Below are 15,157 nucleotides of genomic sequence, written 5' to 3' on the forward strand. Positions count from 1 at the left end.
GAGCCGGACGATGACTGCGCAGCCCGGCGCCACGGCGCCATCACCGCGTGACTCTTCGGACCAGCAAGCTTCGGATGAGCTCACCTCGGAACAGCGCACCGCGAGCCGGCGTCGTCCGATCGGCGCTTACGAGACCTACAGCGAAGCCGAGCGTGCCGTTGACTACCTGTCGGACAACGGCTTCCCGGTCCAGCGGGTCGCCATCATCGGCTCGGACGTCAAGCTGGTCGAGCAGGTCGTCGGGCGCCTGAACTACGGCGGCGCCGCGCTGCGCGGAGCCGGCTCGGGTGCCGTCACAGGACTGCTGATCGGTTGGCTGTTCGGGATCTTGAACTGGTTCACGCCGTTGCTGGCGGCCTTCACCCTCGCCGTGTACGGCCTTGTGTTCGGCGCTGTGATCGGCGCGATCTTCGGCCTCGCCGTCCATGCGCTCCAGCGTGGCCGCCGCGACTTCGCCTCGGTCCGGGTCATGACGCCCACCCGCTACGAGGTCGTCGCCGATGAAGCGGTGGCCGACGAAGCCAAGAAACTGCTCGCCAAGATGAAGGGAAGTGTGTGATGGCCAAGGCGGTCGGCATCGACCTGGGCACGACCAACTCGGTGATCGCCGCCTGGGAAGGCGGCGAACCCACGGTCATCGCCAACTCCGAAGGCACCCGGACCACCCCGTCGGTGGTCGCGTTCACCGAAAGCGGCGAGCGGCTGGTCGGCCAGCTCGCCCGCCGGCAAGCGATCCTCAATCCGAAGGGCACCGTCTACTCCGCGAAGAGGTTCATCGGCCGGAAATACGACGAGGTCGGCGACGAGGCCAAGGCTGTCGGCTTCGACGTCGTCGAGGGCGAAGGCGGCGTCGTCCGGTTCAAGGTCCGCGACAAGCTCTACTCGCCGGAGGAGATCAGCGCGCAGATCCTGCGCAAGCTCGCCGACGACGCGGGCAAGTTCCTCGGCGAGCGGGTGACCGAGGCCGTCATCACCGTGCCGGCGTACTTCAACGACGCCCAGCGGCAGGCCACCAAGGACGCCGGCAAAATCGCCGGCCTCGAGGTCCTGCGCATCATCAACGAGCCGACCGCCGCCGCGCTCGCCTACGGGCTCGACTCGAAGAGCCACGAGACGGTCCTCGTGTTCGACCTCGGCGGCGGCACCTTCGACGTGAGCCTGCTCGACGTCGGAGACGGCGTGGTCGAGGTCCGCTCGACCGCCGGGGACACCCATCTCGGGGGTGACGACTTCGACCGCCGGATCGTGGATCACCTCGCCGATCAGTTCCAGAAGGACAACGGCATCGACCTGCGGGCGGATCCGCAGGCGCTCCAACGGCTCTTCGAAGCCGCGGAGAAGGCGAAGGTCGAGCTCAGCTCGGTCAGCCAGACGAGCGTGAGCCTGCCGTTCATCACTGCGGACAAAGACGGCCCGAAGCATCTCACGACCACCTTGATGCGCTCGGTGTTCGAGCAGATCACCACGGACCTGGTCGAGCGGTGCCTTGGCCCGGTCAAGCAGGCGATGAGCGACGCGAAGGTGACCGCGAACGACATCGACGAGGTCATCCTGGTCGGCGGATCGACGCGGATCCCGGCCGTGCAGAGCCTGGTCCGCAGGCTGACCGGCGGCAAGGACCCGAACATGAGCGTCAACCCGGACGAGGTCGTCGCGCTCGGTGCGGCGGTCCAGTCAGGTGTGCTCAAGGGCGAGGTCAAGGACGTCCTGTTGCTCGACGTCACACCACTGTCCCTCGGCGTCGAAACCCAGGGCGGCGTGATGACGAAGATCATCGAGCGCAACACGACCATCCCGGCGCGGCGGACCGAGGTGTTCTCCACCGCGGAGGACAACCAGCCCGCGGTCGACGTCGTGGTTCTCCAGGGCGAGCGGGAGAGGGCGGCCGACAACCGGGTGCTCGGGCGCTTCCAGCTCACCGACATCCGGCCGGCTCCGCGCGGCGAGCCCCAGATCGAGGTCACCTTCGACGTCGACGCCAACGGCATCCTCGATGTCACGGCCAAGGACAAGGACACCGGCGCGCAGCAGGGCATCACGATCAGCGAGAGCTCGAATCTCGACCAGGCCGAGATCGACCGCATGGTCACCGAAGCCGAACGCAACCGGTCCGAGGACCTGCGGCTGCGCGAAGAGGTCGACGCGCGCAACCTGCTCGACTCGGCGGCATACCAGGTCGAACGGGCGATCACGGACACCACCCCGCCGCATGAGAAGGCGCGGGCGGAGATGCTCGTCAACGAGGCTCGTGAGGCCGTGAAGAACGCGGCTCCGGTGGACCAGGTGCGTTCGCTGACCTCGGAGTTGCAGCAGGTGCTGGCCGGGCTCAACGCTTCCCGGGCGAGCGGCGGCGAAGGTGGCAGCGGTTCCGGCGGCGGCACGCAGCAATCGGCCGACGAGGACGACGTGATCGACGCGGACTTCGACCGGGCGTGAGGCGAATCGATGACCACCCCAGGAAAGGCCGCGGAGCAGGGAAACCCCTCCGCGGAGGTCGCCGAGGCCGGCACGGCGCCGGGCCCGCAGGAAGTACCGGCCCCGGCGGCCGGGGCGGAAGAGAAGCTCACCGAGCTCGAGGACCGGTGGCGGCGGGCCGTGGCCGACCTCGACAACGTGCGCAAGCGCCATGCCACGGACATGCGGCGGGAGGTGGAAGCCGAGAGGGCCAGGGTCGCGGCGGCCTGGCTTCCGGTGCTCGACAACCTCGAACTGGCGCTCGCGCACGCCGAGGCGGAGCCGTCGGCCGTCGTGCAGGGCGTCCACGCGATCCGGGATCAAGCCGTCCAGCTGCTCGCCGGTCTCGGGTACCCGCGGGACGACGAAACCGGCGTCCGGTTCGACCCGAACAGGCATGAGGTCGTCGCCGTCGTCGAGGACCCGGCCACCGAACCGAACACCGTGACCCGGGTGGTGCGCCCCGGCTACGGGACCGACCGGCACCAGCTGCGGCCGACGGCCGTGACGGTGTCCAAGGCACCGGGGTGATGGCCGGTGGCAACCGATTTTTACCAGGCTCTCGGTGTCGCCAAAACGGCGAGCACCGACGAAATCCAGCTCGCGTACCGAAAACTGGCGCGGCAGCACCACCCCGACGTGAACTCCGACCCGGGCGCCGAAGAGCGCTTCAAGGAGATCAGCGAGGCCTACCAGGTCCTGTCCGACCCGGAACAGCGCAAAAAGTACGACCGGTTCGGCGCGGATTTCCGCCGCGTGCCCGACGACTTCGACGAGCGGGTGTACGCCAGTGCCGGCGGGCGGGGTGGCGGCCGCGGCCGCTCCACCCGGGCAGGCCCGGGATTCGGCGGCGGGTCCGAGGGCTTCGAAGGCGTCGACCTCGAGGACCTGCTGGGCGGCTTCTTCCGGAGCCGGGGCGCCGGTGGGCCGATCGCCGGCGCCGACCAGGAGGCCGAGCTCGAGCTGACGGTCGAGGAGGCCTACCAGGGCGGGCGACGGCATTTGAGCATCACCGGCGCGGGTGAGCGCGGATACGACGTCGACATCCCGGCCGGTGTACTCGACGGCCAGCGCATCCGGCTCGCCGGTCAGGGCGGGCGGGCGTCCGGGAACGCGGCGCCCGGCGACCTCTACCTCGTGGTACGGATCAAGCCGCACCCTCGCTACCGCCTGTCCGGGCGCGACATCACGGTCGAGCTGCCGGTGTCGCCCTGGGAGGCGGCGCTCGGCGCCACGGTTCCCGTGCTGACCCCCGGCGGTGAGGTGAAGGTGCGAGTCGTGCCCGGCTCGTCGACCGGACGGCGGCTGCGGCTGCGCGGCGAAGGCCTGCCCAACCCCAAGGGCAGGCCGGGCGATCTCTACGCCGAGGTCCGCGTGATGGTGCCGAAGAAGCTCGGCAAGCAGGAGCGCGAGCTCTTCGAAGAGCTCGCCGCGGTGTCCGATTTCGACCCGAGGAGGACCTGATGGCCGAGTACCTGCTCGCCCGTCCCGTCCGGCTCAGCCTCGACACGGTAGCCGCGCGAAGCGGGCTGCATCCGGATCTGATCCGCCGGTTCGTCGCGCTGAGCCTCGTGGACGGCGCCGCCGATGCGAGCGGGCGGCTGTGGTTCGCCCCGTCCGCCGTCGCCACCCTCGCGCGCATCCAGCGCTTGCGCGCGGGCCTTTCCCTCAACTACGCGGCCATCGGGCTCGTGCTCGACCTGCTGGACCGAATCGACGTCCTCGAAGCCCAAGTCAGGAGCCACCGGCGATGGACATGAACAAGCTGACCCAAAAATCGCAGGAAGCCCTGCAGGAGGCCCAGAGCGTGGCGCAGCGCCACGGCCACACCGAGACCGACGGTGAGCACCTGCTGCTCGCCCTGCTCGATCAGTCCGACGGCCTGGCGCCCCGGCTGCTCGTGCAGGCCGGCGCGGACGTCGACGGCCTGCGCGAAGCCGTCGAAGGGGAGCTCGCGCGGCGGCCGAAGGTGACCGGCCCCGGCGCCACCCCCGGGCAGGTCTACCTCACTCGCCGCCTCGCCGGCCTGCTCGACGCCGCCGAACGGGACGCCAAGCGGCTCAAGGACGAATACGTCTCCGTCGAACACCTCGTGCTGGCACTCGCCGACGAGGGTGCGAAGTCCGCTGCGGGGCGGCTGCTGACCCAGCACGGCGTGACGCGCGAGTCGTTCTTGACAGCGCTGACCAAGATCCGCGGCAACCAGCGGGTCACCTCCGCTACTCCCGAGGGCGCGTACGAGGCGCTCGAAAAGTACGGCCGGGACCTCGTCGCCGACGCGCGATCAGGCAAGCTCGACCCGGTGATCGGCCGGGACGCCGAGATCCGCCGGGTGGTCCAGATCCTGTCGCGGAAGACGAAGAACAATCCCGTCCTGATCGGCGACCCGGGGGTCGGCAAGACGGCGATCGTCGAGGGCCTCGCCCAGCGGGTCGTGCGCGGCGACGTGCCGGAAGGCCTGCGGGACAAGACGATCTTCTCTCTCGACATGGGCGCGCTCGTCGCCGGGGCGAAGTACCGCGGCGAGTTCGAGGAGCGCCTCAAGGCCGTGCTGGCCGAGGTCAAAGCCGAAGAGGGACGCATCCTGCTCTTCGTCGACGAGCTCCACACGGTCGTCGGGGCCGGCGCCGCCGAAGGCGCGATGGACGCCGGGAACATGCTCAAGCCGATGCTGGCGCGCGGTGAGCTCCACATGATCGGCGCGACGACACTCGACGAGTACCGCAAGCACATCGAGAAGGACGCCGCGCTGGAGCGCCGGTTCCAGCCGATCGTCGTCGACGAACCCTCCGTCGAGGACACCATCTCGATCCTGCGTGGACTGCGGGAGCGGCTCGAGGTGTTCCACGGGGTCAAGATCCAGGACGGCGCGCTGGTCGCCGCCGCGACCATGTCCCACCGCTACATCACCGATCGTTTCCTCCCGGACAAGGCGATCGACCTGGTCGACGAGGCGTGCGCGCGGCTGCGCACGGAGATCGATTCCATGCCCGCCGAACTCGACGAGCTCACCCGGCGAGTCACCCGTCTGGAGATCGAGGAAGCCGCGTTGTCCAAGGAACCCGACAAGGCCAGCAAGGCCCGGTTGGCGGACCTCCACCGGGAACTCGCCGATCTTCGTGCCGAAGCGGACTCGAAGAAGGCCCAGTGGGAAGCCGAGCGTCAGGCGATCCGGCGGGTCCAGCAGCTGCGGTCCGAGCTGGAACGGCTGCGCCACGAAGCCGAGGAAGCGGAACGGAACTACGACCTGAACCGCGCGGCCGAGCTGCGCTACGGCGAGATCACCGAAGCCGAGCGCCGGCTTGCCGCGGAGGAAGAACAGCTGGCGGGCAAGCAGGGCCGGAAGCGGCTGCTGCACGAGGTCGTCACCGACGAGGAGATCGCCGAGATCGTCGCCTCGTGGACCGGGATCCCAGTTTCCCGGTTGCAGGAAGGCGAGCGGGAAAAGCTGCTGCGGCTCGATGAGATCCTGCACGAGCGGGTCATCGGCCAGGACGAGGCCGTCCGGCTGGTCGCCGACGCGATCATCCGGGCGCGTTCGGGTATCCGCGATCCTCGCAAGCCGATCGGGTCGTTCATCTTCCTCGGCCCGACCGGTGTCGGGAAGACCGAACTGGCCAAGACCCTCGCGGCCGCCTTGTTCGACAGCGAGGAAAACATGGTCCGGCTCGACATGAGTGAGTACCAGGAGCGGCACACCGTCTCGAGGCTGCTGGGAGCTCCGCCGGGTTACGTCGGCTACGACGAGGGCGGGCAGCTCACCGAAGCCGTGCGGCGCAAGCCTTACTCGGTAGTTCTGTTCGACGAGATCGAGAAGGCGCACCCGGACGTGTTCAACACGCTGCTCCAGGTGCTCGACGACGGCCGGATCACCGACGCGCAGGGCCGTACCGTCGACTTCCGCAACACGGTGATCATCATGACCTCCAACATCGGCTCGCAGCACCTGCTCGACGGGGTCACCTCCACCGGCGAGATCAAGCCGGATGCCCGGGACGCCGTGCTGGGCGAGCTGCGGCACCACTTCCGGCCGGAGTTCCTCAACCGCGTCGACGACATCGTGCTGTTCACGCCGCTCGGGCCGGCCGAGATCGAGCGGATCGTCGACCTGCAGTTCGACGAGTTGCGCCACCGGCTGGCTGAACAGGGCATCTCGGTCGAGCTCACCGCGCAGGCGAGGAAACTCATCGCCCAGCACGGATTCGATCCCGTGTACGGCGCCCGGCCGCTGCGCCGGTACATCTCCCACGAGGTCGAGACCAAGATCGGCCGCACGCTCCTGCGCGGTGAACCGACCGAGGGGCTGGTGATCACCGTCGACGCCAAGGACGGCGAGCTCGTCGTCACCTACAGCGGGGGCGAAGGGAGGTCCGCGGCATGAGCACCGGCACCGGTAACACCTCCGGCACCACCGGCACGGTCGTCTGCGAACACTGCGGGCACAAGAACCGCCTGCCGGCGGCTGCCGCGGGCAAGCCGACCTGCGGGCACTGCCACGAGCCGCTGCCCTGGATCGTCGACGCCGGCGAGACCGACTTCGCGGAAGTCGCGGAGCAGGCCACGATGCCGGTGCTGGTCGACCTCTGGGCCGCCTGGTGCGGGCCCTGCCGACAGGTCAGCCCCGCGCTGGCCCAGCTCGCACGGGAGCGGGCCGGGAAGGTCAAGCTCGTGAAGGTCGATGTGGACAACGCACCCGGGCTGGCCCAGCGGTTCGACGTGAAGGCCGTGCCGACGCTCATGGTGCTGCGCGGCGGTGAGGTCGTCGCGCGGCAGGCAGGGGCTGCGCCCGTGAACGTGCTGCGCGAGTGGCTCGATCAGGCGATAGCGCGACCGGAAAGTGCCCGCGAGGTCAGCCATGAGCAAGGAAGGTGACCTGTGATGACCAGTGTCGTCGACCGGCATCTCGAGTTCGTCCGGGACGTTGGGCCGCGAACCCCGCAGGGTTGCGAGGAGTGCCTGGTCGCCGGCACGCCGTGGCTGCATTTACGGCTGTGCCTGACGTGCGGGCACGTCGGCTGCTGCGACTCGTCGCCGATGAAGCACGCCAGCAAGCACGCCCACGCCATCGGACATCCGATCGTGCGCTCGTTCGAGCCCGGCGAGACCTGGCGCTGGTGCTACGTCGATCAGGCATTCGTATGACCGCCTTGACAGGGATCGACCTCAGCGCGCCGCTGACCGAGACCCCGGATCCGCACGGAGCGTTCCCCTCGCTCACGGACGAGCAGATCCGCACCCTCGGCAAAGGCGGCAAACGCCGTCCGGTCCGGGCGGGCGAGGTGTTGTACGCACAGGGCGAGCCGACATCCGAGTTTTTCGTGATCCTGACCGGCAAGGTCGCCGTGGTGGAAGGAACCGGGCGCGACGCGAAGGTCGTCCGCGTCCACGGACCTCACCGGTTCCTGGGTGAACTCGGGCTGCTCGAAGGGCAGCCCGCGTTCGTCGGCGCCGTGGCCGTCGAGGCCGGCGAGGTGCTCGCCATCCCGGCAAGCGCGTTGCGGCGCCTGGTGCTCGGCGATCCGGTGCTCGGCGACCTGATCCTGCGTGCCTACCTCGTGCGGCGGACGCTCCTCATCGGATCCGGCACCGGGCTGCGGATCGTCGGCTCCTGCTATACCCCGGACACCAAGCGGCTGCTGGAGTTCGTGGCGCGCAACCGGCTCCCGTACCGGCTGGTCGACGTCGACAAGGACCAGCAAGCCGAAGCGCTCCTGGAGCGCTTCGGCGTTGCCGTCGAGGACACCCCGGTGGTCGTGCTGAACGGCACCGAAGTGCTGCGGAACCCGAGCACCGCCGAGCTGGCCCGGAGAATGGGGCTGCGGCCGCCGGAACCGGAACGCGGTGTGCGGGACTTGCTCGTGGTCGGTGCCGGGCCCGGCGGGCTGGCCGCGGTGGTCTACGGCGCTTCCGACGGGTTGCGGCTGTCGGCGTTCGACGCCCTGGCGCCGGGCGGCCAGGCCGGAACGACGTCCCGCATCGAGAACTACCTCGGCTTCCCGCCGGGGATCTCCGGCGCGGAGCTGGCCGAGCGATCGGTGATCCAGGCGGCCAAGTTCGGGGCTCGAGTCGCCGTCCCGGCCGAAGCGCGCACCCTCGAACCACGCGCCGGCCGCTACGTCGTCGGATTCGACGACGGCATCGAGATCGTTTCCCGTGCCGTCGTGATCGCCACCGGTGCTCGCTACCGCAGGCTCGTCATACCTGGCATCGAGACATTCGAAGCGACCAGCGTCTACTACGCCGCGACTCTGCACGAAGCGCGTCGATGCCTCGCCACCCCCGTCGCAGTGGTCGGTGGCGGCAACTCGGCCGGCCAGGCGGCGGTCTTCCTCGCGGAGGGTTCGCCGGTGGTCCACCTGGTCGTGCGCGGCGGCGATCTCGCTGTGAACATGTCCCGCTATCTCGTCGACCAGGTCGAACAGCATCCGCGGATCACCGTGCTCAAGCACACCGAAGTCCGCGAGCTCGTCGGCGGCGACAGCCTCGAATCCCTGGTCGTCGAGGACAACCGCACCCGCGAGCGCCGCGTCCTCGACGCCCGTGCGCTCTTCGTCTTCATCGGGGCTTCCCCGCACACCGCCTGGCTTTCGGGGATGGTCGCCCTGGACGAGGACGGGTTCGTGCTCACCGGTGCGGACGCCGAGGGGCACCGGGACCCCGACGTGTGGCGCGGGGTTCAGCGCCCGCCGCTGGTGCTGGAGACGAGCAGGCCGGGCGTGTTCGCTGTGGGCGACGTGCGCCACGGCTCGGTCAAACGAGTGGCCTCGGCGGTCGGGGAAGGCGCCATGGCCGTCCGGTTCGTACACGAACATCTCTCGATGGAGGCCTGATGCCGGTCATGGGCGCGGCAAGGTTCGAACGGTTCTTCCGGGTGGCCGCGAGCCTGAATGTCGACAAGAGCGATCTGAAACGGTACGACGAGTTCTTGGACCGCAAGATCTACGACCTCTTCGTAGTCGCCAAGGCCACGGCCAAGGCCAACGGGCGGGACGTCATCGAACCGAGGGACCTGCCGATCACCAAGGGGCTGCAGGAGTGCATGCACGAGTTCCTCAACATGGAAGACGACCTGGAAGTGGTGCCGCTGATCGAGCAGCTCCTGAGGCGTCCCCCGCTCGAGATCGCGATCGCCGAAGACACCGAGGCACGGCTCCCGGCCATCGCCGGCGGCCTCAGCGTGGCTCTCGCGCAGGCGTTCAAGATCATCGCCCCGCGGGTCAAGAACCCCGGCTCCGCCGAGTGGGAACAAGTCTTCCGGATGTTCGAACTGCTCCTCTGAAAGGGCGTCAGGCATGGTCAACGGACTCTCACGCAACCTCGATCAGCCGGCGTACGTGGCCGCGTTCGCCGAGCTGCAACGCCTCACCGGACAGGCGCGTGGCGCACCGGCCGAGGCCGCCCACACCACGGGGGATCTAACGGTCACCTCGACGATGCGGGGCGAGCGCTACACAGTCGTCACGATCGGTGGTTCGATCGACGCGCGGGCGCTGCGCCTACTGTCCGCTCACTTCGCCGGACTGCTCCACGCCGGTACCCGGCACCTGGTGGTCGATCTGTCCCAGGTCAAGGAGGTGGACGACAGCCTGTTCGGACTCATGCACAAGGTGGAGGACAGGCTAACGGCGCTCAACGGCCTGTTCGAGCTGACCGGGCTCGCGCCGCCCGTGCTGTACGCAATGGACGACGCCCTGCTGGCCGGGGTCTTTTCCTGGCACCGCGCCGTCATCGAGGACCCGAGACCGCGTGCCGCACTGTGGTCGGCATTGCGCTGCCCGCAAGGGCTCGAGAACGTCGCGGAGCCCGGATCCGCGGACCGGCACCGGACTTTCATCGACACGGCCGCCCACGGCCGCGGCGAGCGATGGGGGAAGCGCAGGTGAGAGCTGCTGCCGAACGACCGAAACGAGTACGTGGCTTCGGATGCTCAGAGTCGGCCTGCTCCTGTGGACAATGTCCGCGGTCGTCACCTACCTGACCGGAAACCCCAACCTCATCCCCACCCTGGTGCTGCTCGGCAGCTTCCTGGTGCCGGTGACCTTCGTGGCGTGGGCGTTCGAGCACCGGGACTCCGGCGAGATCACCGCCGAACTCGTGTTCCGCATGTTCACAGTCGGCGGTGTTCTCGGCGTGCTCGGCGCGTCGGTGCTGGAAACATACCTGCTGTACCCGTCGCCGTGGCTGTACGTCGGCGTCGGACTCATCGAGGAAGCGGTCAAGCTGGCCGCGCTCGCCCTGCTGACGAGGCGCTTGGCCGTGAAGTCCGTGCGCGATGGGTTGATCCTGGGTGCCGCGGCCGGGTTCGGGTTCGCCGCCTTGGAGTCGGCCGGGTTCGCGCTGACCGCGCTGTTCACCTCTCAGGGACTGTCTCTGGCGAACTTGGTGACCACCGAACTGTTGCGCGGGCTCCTCGCCCCGGTCGGCCGCGGGCTGTGGACCGCGGTTCTCGGCGGGCTCCTGTTCGCGTGGAGCACCCGCGACCATTTCGTCCTCACCGCCCGGCTCGCACTGGCCTACCTGGGCGTTTCGCTGCTGCACGCGCTGTGGGACTCGATGTCCGTGATTTCCCTGTACATCACGCTGCTGCTGACCGGTCAGCCGTGGCAGTACGACCTGCTCGCGCGCGGCCTGCCGGCCGCTCCGACCGGCACCCAGGTCGGGTTGTACACGACGCTGACCTGGGTGGGCCAGGGCCTGATCGCGGCGACCGGGGTGGTTGTGGCTGCTGGTGCTGGTCGTGCGGGCACGCCGGGAGCGGCAGGGCACGCGACCGGCACTGACCTACCGCGTGGCGACGTCCCGGCATCCGGCTCTTCCGTTGACCCGCTGTCCGAGCCAATAGCCGAGCTCGCTGCCGGGCCGGGTGATTTGGCCGGCGCCACCCGGGGAATCCGACGGGTACCGATGAGCGAGGTGAAACGGATGAAGGCACCACGCCAGGTGGCCGTCGGAGTGCTGGCCGACGAAGGGCTACCGGAGCAGGTGATCACGACGATCGCCGACGACCTGCCCGGGATATTCGCCGCCCAGGTGAGCGAGAAGACGCGATGGCGGGTGGCGGACCAGGTGGAGCAGTTGCCGCTGGACGAAAACGATGACCTCCCGATGCGCACCTTGTCACAGCGGCACCGGCAAGACCAGCGCTGGGACCTGCTGGTCCTGATCACCGATCTGCCCCGGCGCGCAGGGACGAAACCCGTCGTCGCGGGAATCGACGTCGAGCACCAGTCGCGATGATCTCGCTGCCCGCGCTCGGCGCCGTCCTGGTGCGTCACCGGGCACGGGCGTTGCTCATCCGCGTGATGCGGCAGCTGGTGTCGCGGCTCGGAATCGACGCGGATCACGGCCGAGTGGCTTACACGGAAATCGTGACAGGGCCCCGCCCGGGATATCGCTGCCGTACGGCCGCACCTCGACCGCCTCATCGGCCGCGCAACGTCTATGTTCGGGAGGAACACCTTCTGGTGACGTTGACGGGCTTGCTTCACGAAGACGGACAGGCCCACGACCGCAGCCCGCGCGAGATACGTGAGGACCTTCGAAACCGCGGATTGGCGATCTTATGCGGTCGCGAGACTCGCGAACTTCGGCCGGCCGTCGCGCAACACGTCGCCTGCCCGCCACGACCACCGAATCAGCTCACCCTCGAATTGGACTGCAGTCACCACGCGGGCACGGCACCGGAGCACCGGACAGCGGCCGTCGACGAGCATCACCGCTCATTCCCTGCAACCGGCGAGCGACCGATATCATCAGGCGGTGGCAGCCGTGGACCGATATAGAAGTACCCCACGGATCTGAAGATTCGTGGGGTAAAGGAGTGTCCGAGACGATCTTGCACGCTAACCACAACGCTCCGGATCCCCGGCTGACGTGCAGGTTCTCACTTGTCGACCCCGAAGCCACCCCACGCCCCATGGGTAATTGAGTTTCCGACACGATAACTACAACACTGGCCGCCATTGAGAAGTTCGCCCGCTGACAAGTCGCCACCTCGCCCGGCAGGGCGGGGTGGCGATCCGGTCGATCGTGTCGTTGTCGCAGTCGATCTCGACCCTGACCGGGACGACGTAGCGGACCCGGTGCCGGCCAGGAAGCGCCCGCGTCGCGACCCGGACGGCGACGTCGACTTGGACGGCTGAGCGTCCCGGCGTAACGTCGAGTTTATGTCGTTTCGGGACGGCCAGTACCGGTCCGGTCCGCAGTCGGCCGAGCTATTGGTGAAGACGCGGCGCACTGGACTCGGCTCGCGCGTCGGGCACGATCTCACGATCGAGGCGTCAGAGTGGGTTGCCGCCGTGTCGGTGAACACGGCGGACCCCGCGCTGTCCTCGGTCTTGGTCGACGTCGTCGCCGGCTCGCTGCGGGTGCGGTCCGGAAGCGGCGGAATCAAACCGCTCACCGACTCCGACCGCGCCGAGATCGAGAAAAACATTCGGACGAAGATTCTGCACACCGACCGATATCACGCAATCACGTTCCACTCGACGCGAGTCATCCAAGATGGCGAATCGCTCACCGTCGACGGCAATCTGACCATCATGGACCAGTCACACCCGATCACCGTGCCGGCCACGGTCAGCGACGACCGCAGGATTCGAGGCGGCGCAACCATAGTCCAGACACAATGGGGCATCAAACCCTATTCGGCGTTTTTCGGGGCGCTGAAGCTGGCAAACGAGGTCGCAATCGAGTTCGACGCGGAACTCACCCCGCTCTAGCCACGCAGAATCATCAGGCCGGCCGCCGCTCGCCGAAATGCAGCATACTGGGTGCCGGCTGAGCGCGGTGGTCGTGGACAGTGGCCAGGCTGGCCCGGCAGGCGCTCACAATCTGGCGAGTGGCAATGCCCTTGGGGGTGCGGCGGCAGCGCGGGCAAGCCATCGTCACGTCGCCAGTGAGCTCGTCGATAGCCACCGTGACTGCGCACTGACAGTCACGGCACCAGCGATGACCCGTGACTGGGCTGGCGTGCTCGGGGGAAGCGATGCACTGATGGATCCACCGGCGGTGGGCGGGGCAGGTCAGCCGCTCGAACGGGGACAGGCCGGTCTCGACGGCGGCGTCTTCGGCGGCCAGCTTCGCGGCCAGGCTGCGGTCGGCCAGGTCCGCATAACGGCGGCTGGCGGACGCGGCCGCGCGATGCTGGGCTATCAGGGACACGACAGCGTCGGCCCGCCGGTGGACAGAGGGCCGGGTCTCGCCGCCGGTCGGCGTGGTCGCCGTAACGAAGGTCTGCTGGAACATCATCGCCCTTTCCTGCGAGAACAAGGCCGGTCAGGACCTCGCTCCTGAGCCACGCACGCCATTGGTCGCTGTCTGAGGTCAAGCCTCGCTCACCAACCCGGGTATGTCGTCACAGCAGGCAACCATCCTGGCGTAGCTGCTCGCCGGGGCTGCGCGATACCAGCTACCAGGAAGCGGCACAGCTGGCTCAAACTTCGTCGCGCTGACTCATTCCCCCTGGCAGCGGCGCATCGTGGTCGTCCGGAATTCCCCGGGGGATGGTCAGCGCGGAAAGCGCGCCGGCGGCAGCCGCGACGGCGAACGCCACCCGGAACCCGTCGGCCCTGGGTACGGACACTGGCCCCACCTGGACGGTGAGCGTGGCTAAGGGCTGTCTCGTAACTGTTGTTGTGGTTGGTGGGGCTGGTGGTGCGGTCAGCCGGCGAGGATGATGTTGTGCAGGTGCGCGATTGCGGACATCGTGTCGGCGAGTGTGCTCGCGGCGCGGCGGTAGTCGCGAAGGATCTTGAAGTTCTTCATCCGGGACAGAACGTGCTCGACGCGGGCTCGGACCTTGCGGTGGGTGGCGTTGAGGTCTTGCTTCCAGCCCGGCAACTCGCCCCCGTCACGGGGTTTGCGATAAGGCATGACCACGTCGGGGGTGCCTTGGTAACCGCCGTCAGCCATGACCGGCCGGTCGGCGAGTTGTTCGGCGATGCCGGAGTCGCGGTAGACGGTGCAGTCGTTGCGGCTGCCCGGCTGTGGGGCGCCGGTGGCGATCACCAGCCGGGTGTCGGCGTCGATGGCGACCTGCACATTCGTGGAGTAGCGGTAGTTCTTCGACGGGGTGGCCAGCCGGTGATCCCGGGTCGGGACCAGGGTGCCGTCCACGATCGCCACCGCGTCGATCCGGCGTTTACGGACCGGGGCCAGTGCCAGCAACGGGCCGATCGTGTCGCTTCCCCCGATGCGCTGCGGAAGGCAATACCCCGAACAGCGGCCCGATCTGACGCATCGTCAGGTTCGTCCGCCAGTAGGTCGCGACCAGCAGAACCCGGTCTGCCAGCGGCAATGCCCACCGCCGGCCAGGGCTACCGTCCGCGATCTCGTCCCCGCCCCGCTTCGCGACCAACCGCACCAGCTTCCGGAACTGCCCCGCCTCCAACCCGGTAAACGGGACAATCCACTCCGGCCGCGACGCTGTGATCACCTGCACCACGACAACACGATCACCGACCGGCCCAGCGAGACCGAGACCCGGTTACGAGACATCCCTTAGTGAGCTCACGACCCACCGGCCGCACTCGGCGCCACGACGACCGGCCTGAGCGAGCCGTGCTCGACGAACGCCACCGGTCGCCCGTGATCGGTCGCGCGGAACCGGTTCGGACGGCGGTCCACCGCAACGGACCTGGCTCCGCAGCACAGCCGCACGGAAACGCTCGGCTGGGAGTCCCAGCCGAGCGTTTCGCCACTG

Annotated in this window: 14 protein-coding genes and 1 pseudogene; 13 read left to right on the top strand and 2 right to left on the bottom strand. The window is 68.6% G+C overall.

Annotation, left to right across the window (positions count from 1 at the left end; translation table 11 throughout):
- Positions 1-10 precede the first annotated feature (10 nt).
- The 13 genes from ACFY1H_RS42030 (at position 11) to ACFY1H_RS42090 (ending at position 13,175) form a co-directional block, all read left to right on the top strand.
- Positions 11-559 (top strand): general stress protein, encoded by a 549-nt coding sequence (locus ACFY1H_RS42030; protein WP_366585187.1) that lies wholly within the window; start codon positions 11-13, stop codon positions 557-559.
- Positions 559-2,436 carry a molecular chaperone DnaK gene (gene dnaK, locus ACFY1H_RS42035; RefSeq protein WP_366585185.1) on the top strand — a complete coding sequence of 626 codons (1,878 nt, stop codon included), beginning with the start codon at positions 559-561 and terminating at the stop codon, positions 2,434-2,436. Before ACFY1H_RS42030 ends, dnaK begins: the two co-directional genes overlap by 1 nt.
- A 9-nt stretch (positions 2,437-2,445) precedes the next feature.
- Entirely contained in the window at positions 2,446-2,985 is a 540-nt protein-coding gene (locus ACFY1H_RS42040) for a nucleotide exchange factor GrpE (RefSeq protein WP_366585183.1), read from the top strand.
- Positions 2,986-2,991: 6 nt separating this feature from the next.
- Positions 2,992-3,918: a DnaJ C-terminal domain-containing protein gene (locus ACFY1H_RS42045; RefSeq protein ID WP_366585181.1), complete on the top strand. Its 927-nt coding sequence runs from the start codon at positions 2,992-2,994 to the stop codon at positions 3,916-3,918.
- Positions 3,918-4,214, top strand: coding sequence for a chaperone modulator CbpM (locus ACFY1H_RS42050; RefSeq protein ID WP_366585179.1), 297 nt, complete (start codon positions 3,918-3,920; stop codon positions 4,212-4,214). The genes ACFY1H_RS42045 and ACFY1H_RS42050 overlap by 1 nt, the downstream gene beginning before the upstream one ends.
- The gene (clpB, locus tag ACFY1H_RS42055; protein WP_366585177.1) at positions 4,205-6,835 is read left to right on the top strand and encodes an ATP-dependent chaperone ClpB; all 2,631 of its coding nucleotides are present in this window, start codon (positions 4,205-4,207) and stop codon (positions 6,833-6,835) included. Before ACFY1H_RS42050 ends, clpB begins: the two co-directional genes overlap by 10 nt.
- Positions 6,832-7,326, top strand: coding sequence for a thioredoxin (gene trxA, locus ACFY1H_RS42060; RefSeq protein WP_366585175.1), 495 nt, complete (start codon positions 6,832-6,834; stop codon positions 7,324-7,326). The genes clpB and trxA overlap by 4 nt, the downstream gene beginning before the upstream one ends.
- Positions 7,327-7,332: 6 nt before the next feature.
- Complete coding sequence (locus ACFY1H_RS42065; RefSeq protein WP_366585173.1) at positions 7,333-7,596, top strand: UBP-type zinc finger domain-containing protein; 264 nt, start codon at positions 7,333-7,335, stop codon at positions 7,594-7,596.
- Complete coding sequence (locus tag ACFY1H_RS42070) at positions 7,593-9,284, top strand: FAD-dependent oxidoreductase (RefSeq protein WP_386955784.1); 1,692 nt, start codon at positions 7,593-7,595, stop codon at positions 9,282-9,284. The genes ACFY1H_RS42065 and ACFY1H_RS42070 overlap by 4 nt, the downstream gene beginning before the upstream one ends.
- Positions 9,284-9,733, top strand: a complete 450-nt coding sequence (locus tag ACFY1H_RS42075; protein WP_366585169.1) for a DUF1931 family protein — start codon at positions 9,284-9,286, stop codon at positions 9,731-9,733. The genes ACFY1H_RS42070 and ACFY1H_RS42075 overlap by 1 nt, the downstream gene beginning before the upstream one ends.
- A gap of 13 nt (positions 9,734-9,746) precedes the next feature.
- The gene (locus ACFY1H_RS42080; protein WP_386955785.1) at positions 9,747-10,337 is read left to right on the top strand and encodes an STAS domain-containing protein; all 591 of its coding nucleotides are present in this window, start codon (positions 9,747-9,749) and stop codon (positions 10,335-10,337) included.
- A 40-nt stretch (positions 10,338-10,377) separates the two neighbouring features.
- Positions 10,378-11,691, top strand: coding sequence for a PrsW family glutamic-type intramembrane protease (locus ACFY1H_RS42085; RefSeq protein ID WP_386955786.1), 1,314 nt, complete (start codon positions 10,378-10,380; stop codon positions 11,689-11,691).
- A 929-nt stretch (positions 11,692-12,620) separates the two neighbouring features.
- Positions 12,621-13,175, top strand: a complete 555-nt coding sequence (locus ACFY1H_RS42090; RefSeq protein ID WP_386955787.1) for a YceI family protein — start codon at positions 12,621-12,623, stop codon at positions 13,173-13,175.
- A gap of 13 nt (positions 13,176-13,188) precedes the next feature.
- Here ACFY1H_RS42090 and ACFY1H_RS42095 read toward each other — a convergent pair whose 3' ends face one another.
- Both ACFY1H_RS42095 and ACFY1H_RS42100 read right to left on the bottom strand, forming a co-directional pair.
- On the bottom strand, positions 13,189-13,704 hold the full coding sequence (locus tag ACFY1H_RS42095; RefSeq protein ID WP_386955788.1) for a hypothetical protein: 516 nt from the start codon (positions 13,702-13,704) through the stop codon (positions 13,189-13,191).
- 411 nt (positions 13,705-14,115) lie between these two features.
- A pseudogene (locus ACFY1H_RS42100) lies at positions 14,116-14,896 on the bottom strand (transposase family protein).
- Positions 14,897-15,157: the final 261 nt, after the last annotated feature.

It is taken from the genome of Amycolatopsis sp. NPDC001319, from assembly GCF_042896185.1.
Lineage (GTDB): Bacteria > Actinomycetota > Actinomycetes > Mycobacteriales > Pseudonocardiaceae > Amycolatopsis.

Bases quoted from the DNA above. Each gene is read 5' to 3' on its own strand.
- ACFY1H_RS42030 (WP_366585187.1), top strand. From the start codon at position 11: ATGACTGCGCAGCCCGGCGCCACGGCGCCATCACCGCGTGACTCTTCG.
- dnaK (WP_366585185.1), top strand. From the start codon at position 559: ATGGCCAAGGCGGTCGGCATCGACCTGGGCACGACCAACTCGGTGATC.
- ACFY1H_RS42040 (WP_366585183.1), top strand. From the start codon at position 2,446: ATGACCACCCCAGGAAAGGCCGCGGAGCAGGGAAACCCCTCCGCGGAG.
- ACFY1H_RS42050 (WP_366585179.1), top strand. From the start codon at position 3,918: ATGGCCGAGTACCTGCTCGCCCGTCCCGTCCGGCTCAGCCTCGACACG.
- clpB (WP_366585177.1), top strand. From the start codon at position 4,205: ATGGACATGAACAAGCTGACCCAAAAATCGCAGGAAGCCCTGCAGGAG.
- trxA (WP_366585175.1), top strand. From the start codon at position 6,832: ATGAGCACCGGCACCGGTAACACCTCCGGCACCACCGGCACGGTCGTC.
- ACFY1H_RS42065 (WP_366585173.1), top strand. From the start codon at position 7,333: ATGACCAGTGTCGTCGACCGGCATCTCGAGTTCGTCCGGGACGTTGGG.
- ACFY1H_RS42070 (WP_386955784.1), top strand. From the start codon at position 7,593: ATGACCGCCTTGACAGGGATCGACCTCAGCGCGCCGCTGACCGAGACC.
- ACFY1H_RS42075 (WP_366585169.1), top strand. From the start codon at position 9,284: ATGCCGGTCATGGGCGCGGCAAGGTTCGAACGGTTCTTCCGGGTGGCC.
- ACFY1H_RS42080 (WP_386955785.1), top strand. From the start codon at position 9,747: ATGGTCAACGGACTCTCACGCAACCTCGATCAGCCGGCGTACGTGGCC.
- ACFY1H_RS42085 (WP_386955786.1), top strand. From the start codon at position 10,378: ATGCTCAGAGTCGGCCTGCTCCTGTGGACAATGTCCGCGGTCGTCACC.
- ACFY1H_RS42090 (WP_386955787.1), top strand. From the start codon at position 12,621: ATGTCGTTTCGGGACGGCCAGTACCGGTCCGGTCCGCAGTCGGCCGAG.
- ACFY1H_RS42095 (WP_386955788.1), bottom strand. From the start codon at position 13,704: ATGATGTTCCAGCAGACCTTCGTTACGGCGACCACGCCGACCGGCGGC.